This is a genomic window from Streptomyces sp. S6 (assembly GCF_054880855.1).
On sequence record NZ_JBTYMC010000492.1, the window covers coordinates 1 to 3,297 of the forward strand.

The 3,297-nt window shown below is 74.9% G+C and carries 5 protein-coding genes; 3 read left to right on the forward strand and 2 right to left on the reverse strand.

Features of this window, described 5'->3' with window-relative positions:
* Window positions 1-952, forward strand: a 952-nt coding sequence (locus ACVNF4_RS34125; protein WP_461806748.1) for an MBL fold metallo-hydrolase, incomplete at its 5' end; no start/stop codon positions are given.
* Window positions 953-958: 6 nt separating this feature from the next.
* Here ACVNF4_RS34125 and ACVNF4_RS34130 read toward each other — a convergent pair.
* Together ACVNF4_RS34130 and ACVNF4_RS34135 are read right to left on the reverse strand one after the other, a co-directional pair.
* Window positions 959-1,600, reverse strand: a complete 642-nt coding sequence (locus ACVNF4_RS34130; RefSeq protein WP_461806749.1) for a DedA family protein — start codon at window positions 1,598-1,600, stop codon at window positions 959-961.
* Entirely contained in the window at window positions 1,597-2,370 is a 774-nt protein-coding gene (locus tag ACVNF4_RS34135) for an MBL fold metallo-hydrolase (RefSeq protein WP_461806750.1), read from the reverse strand. Before ACVNF4_RS34135 ends, ACVNF4_RS34130 begins: the two co-directional genes overlap by 4 nt.
* Before the next feature lie 83 nt (window positions 2,371-2,453).
* Between ACVNF4_RS34135 and ACVNF4_RS34140 the strand changes: the two genes are divergently transcribed.
* Together ACVNF4_RS34140 and ACVNF4_RS34145 are read left to right on the forward strand one after the other, a co-directional pair.
* The gene (locus ACVNF4_RS34140) at window positions 2,454-2,855 is read left to right on the forward strand and encodes a hypothetical protein (RefSeq protein WP_461806751.1); all 402 of its coding nucleotides are present in this window, start codon (window positions 2,454-2,456) and stop codon (window positions 2,853-2,855) included.
* Window positions 2,856-2,902: 47 nt separating this feature from the next.
* Window positions 2,903-3,297, forward strand: a 395-nt coding sequence (locus ACVNF4_RS34145; RefSeq protein ID WP_461806752.1) for a phage holin family protein, incomplete at its 3' end; no start/stop codon positions are given.

A 3,297-nucleotide genomic window follows, 5' to 3' on the forward strand; every position in this document is an offset into this window, starting at 1 on the left:
CCGGCCGCCGGGGGAGCGCAGGGTGTGGCCGAGGGCGTTCCACGACCGGCTGACCGCGCCGCTGCCCGGCCTCAAGGCCCTGGCCCGCTTCGCCCGCGAGGGCTCTGTGCGGCCCGGCAGGGAAGGCCTCGCGGACGTCACCCGGGTGCCCGTCACCCCCGGCGCCCCGCCGCGCGTGGACGCCGGGACGATCGCCGTCACCTGGGCCGGACACGCCAGCTGGGTGGTGAGCGTCGGCGGGCTGACCGTCCTGACCGACCCCGTGTGGTCGCGCCGCATCCTCGGCACGCCCGCGCGGATCACCCCCGTCGGCGTCCCCTGGGAGACGCTCCCGGAGGTCGACGCCGTCGTCATCAGCCACAACCACTACGACCACCTCGACGCGCCCACCCTGCGCAGGCTCCCGCGCGACACCCCGGTGTTCGTGCCGGCCGGCCTCGGCGCCTGGTTCCGGCGGCGGCGCTTCACGCGCGTGACCGAGCTGGACTGGTGGGAGGCCGCCGAACTGTCCGGCACGCGCTTCGACTTCGTCCCCGCCCACCACTGGTCCAAGCGCTCCCTCACCGACACCTGCCGCTCCCTGTGGGGCGGCTGGGTTCTCACCGCCCCCGACGGACGGCGCGTCTACTTCGCGGGGGACACCGGGTACGGCCACTGGTTCTCCCGCATCGGCCGGCGCTACCCGGGCATCGACCTCGCCCTCCTGCCCATCGGCGCCTACGACCCCCGCTGGTGGCTCAGCGACGTCCACTGCGACCCCGAGGAGGCCGTCCGCGCCGCGAGGGACGTCGGCGCGCGCAGGATGGCGCCCATGCACTGGGGGACGTTCGTCCTGTCGGCGGAACCCGTCCTGGAGCCCCTCACACGCGTGCGGGACGCCTGGGACGCGGCGGGACTGGACCGCGCGGACCTGTGGGACCTGCCGATCGGAGGGTCGAGGATCCTCGCCTAGGGGGCTCTAGCGGGCCTCGGACGGCCCCCGCAGCCGCCGCCACAGCACCGGCGCCGCGCTGATCACCACGGTCAGCGCGACCGCCGCGACGACGCCCTCCCAGGGCTCCGGGAACAGCGAGCCGCCCAGGATGCCGATCAGCTGGTAAGTCACCGCCCACGCGAGGCAGGCCGGCAGATTGCCCCGGACGAACCGGCGCAGCGGCCAGTCCGCGAGGAGACACGCCAGCATCACCGGCAGCCGCCCGGCGGGCACCAGCCGGGACAGCACGAGGACGGCGACGTTGTGCTCGGCGAGCCGCACCTGCGCCTGCGTCAGCCGCTCCTGCGGCGCCCGCGCGCGGATCGCCGCCAGCCACCGCGACCCGTTCTTCGAACGCATCCCGCGCCGCCCCAGCCAGTACAGGGCCGCGTCCCCGCAGAACGCCGCCAGGGACGCCGTCACGAACACCAGCGCCAGCGCGAACGGCGCTGTCTGATGGAACGCCACCACGGCCGCCGAACTCACCAGCGCGCCCGTCGGCACCACCGGCACCAGCGCCCCGAGCAGCACCAGCAGGAACAGCGTCGGATACCCGATCGCCTGCTGCGTCGACTCGGCCGGCGCCGGCGCCGTCGACACGTTCGCCGCGAGCCACTCCCAGCTCACCGGCCGACCTCCGGGCGCACACTCTGCCCGTGCAGCAGCTTGTGCACGGCCACGCGGGGTGCGTACTCGGCGGCCAGGCGCACGAACTCGTCACCCGGCGCATGGAACTCATGGGGGCGCACGGCGTCCAGCCCGATCGGCCAGTACGTGCCGTAGTGCACCGGAATCGCACTGCGCGGACCGAGCAGCGCGAGCGCCCGCGCCGCGCGCCCCGCGTCCAGATGCCCCTCCCCGAGATACGGCCCCCAGCCGCCCACCGGCAGCAGCGCCACATCGACCGGACCGACCTCCCGCGCCATCGACTCGAACAGCCCGGTGTCCCCCGCGAAGTACGTCCGCGCCTCGCCCTCCACGACGTACCCCAGCGCGGGCGCGCGCTGGGGGCCCACCGGCAGCCGCCGCCCGTCGTGCCGCGCCACGACCGCCCGCACCCGGACGTCCCCGACAGCCGTCTCGTCACCCGGTACGACCTCGCTGACCTGGAGATGGGTCAGCCGCCGCAGACCGGGGACGGCGCGCGGCGCCCCCCGGGGCACCAGCAGGCGCGTGCCCGGCGCGAGACGCGCCAGCGACGGGATGTGCAGATGATCGGAGTGCAGGTGGGAGACGAGCGCCACGTCCGCCGCCGCCGCCTCCTCGGGCGGCAGCGCGCCCCGGCGCCGGCGCAGGTGCGCGAGCCGGGACGCGAACAGGGGGTCGGTCAGCAGGCGCACGTTCGAATCCGTGATCGTGCAGGTGGCGTGGCCCCACCAGGTGATCTCCACCGGCACCCCTTTGCCTCCTTCGCGCGACTCCCCCGAAGCGTACGGGCAGGAGTAGGGTCGGCGGCGAAACCCGGAGGTGAGGGGGCGCCATGGGACCGGTGCGCGTCACGGCGATCGCGAGTCTGACACCGCTTCAGGAACTCGACGACGACCCCTTCCTCGTGGACTCCCGCACCCAGCACGCCATCTGCGCCCGCTGGGCCGAGGAGCGCGGCTGGAAGGTCGTCCGCGAACTCGTCGTCAGCGGACTGCGCGCCGACCACTGCGTCCTGTGGGACGGCGTCCGCCCCGGGGCCGACCTGTTCGTCGCGCCCAGCGCGCGCGTGCTGGAGAGCGCCCTGTCGTCCGTCGAGGAGTTCACCGCCGAGTGCGCGCGCCGCGGGGTGCGGGTGGAGACCGTGGGGGGCGCCGAGCCGGCGTACGACGCGCAGATGAAGGCCCGCGTCCACCGCAGGCTGTCGATGCCGACGGCCGGGTACGACGGGCGGTGAGACCGGCGGCGACGGGCGTTGTCAGTGGGCTGTGACAGGCTGGAGCCGTGAACAGCGGTGGACGCTGGCGGCGGATCGCCAGTCAGATCGGGCGCAGCATCACGGTGTGGGCGGCGTCCACGCTCACGATGCTCGTCCTCGCCGGGATCCTGCCCGACTTCCGCCTCACGTCGAACGACGGCGACAGCGCCACGCAGATCGCCGTCACCGCCGGTGCCGGAGCCGCCGTGTTCGGCGTGCTGTCCGCCCTCGTGTGGCCCGTCCTCGTCCGCCTGCTGCTGCTCGTGCCCGCGCTCGTCCTCGGCCTGCTGGTGTTCGCGCTCAACGGCTCGCTGCTGCTGCTCGCCCTGCGCGTCAACCCCACCGCGCAGGGCGCCGCCGCGCCCGAGACCGCCGTCATCGTCGCCGCCGTCATGTCGGCCGTCGCCTCGGCGACCGGTGG

Bases quoted from the DNA above. Each gene is read 5' to 3' on its own strand.
- ACVNF4_RS34140 (WP_461806751.1), top strand. From the start codon at position 2,454: ATGGGACCGGTGCGCGTCACGGCGATCGCGAGTCTGACACCGCTTCAG.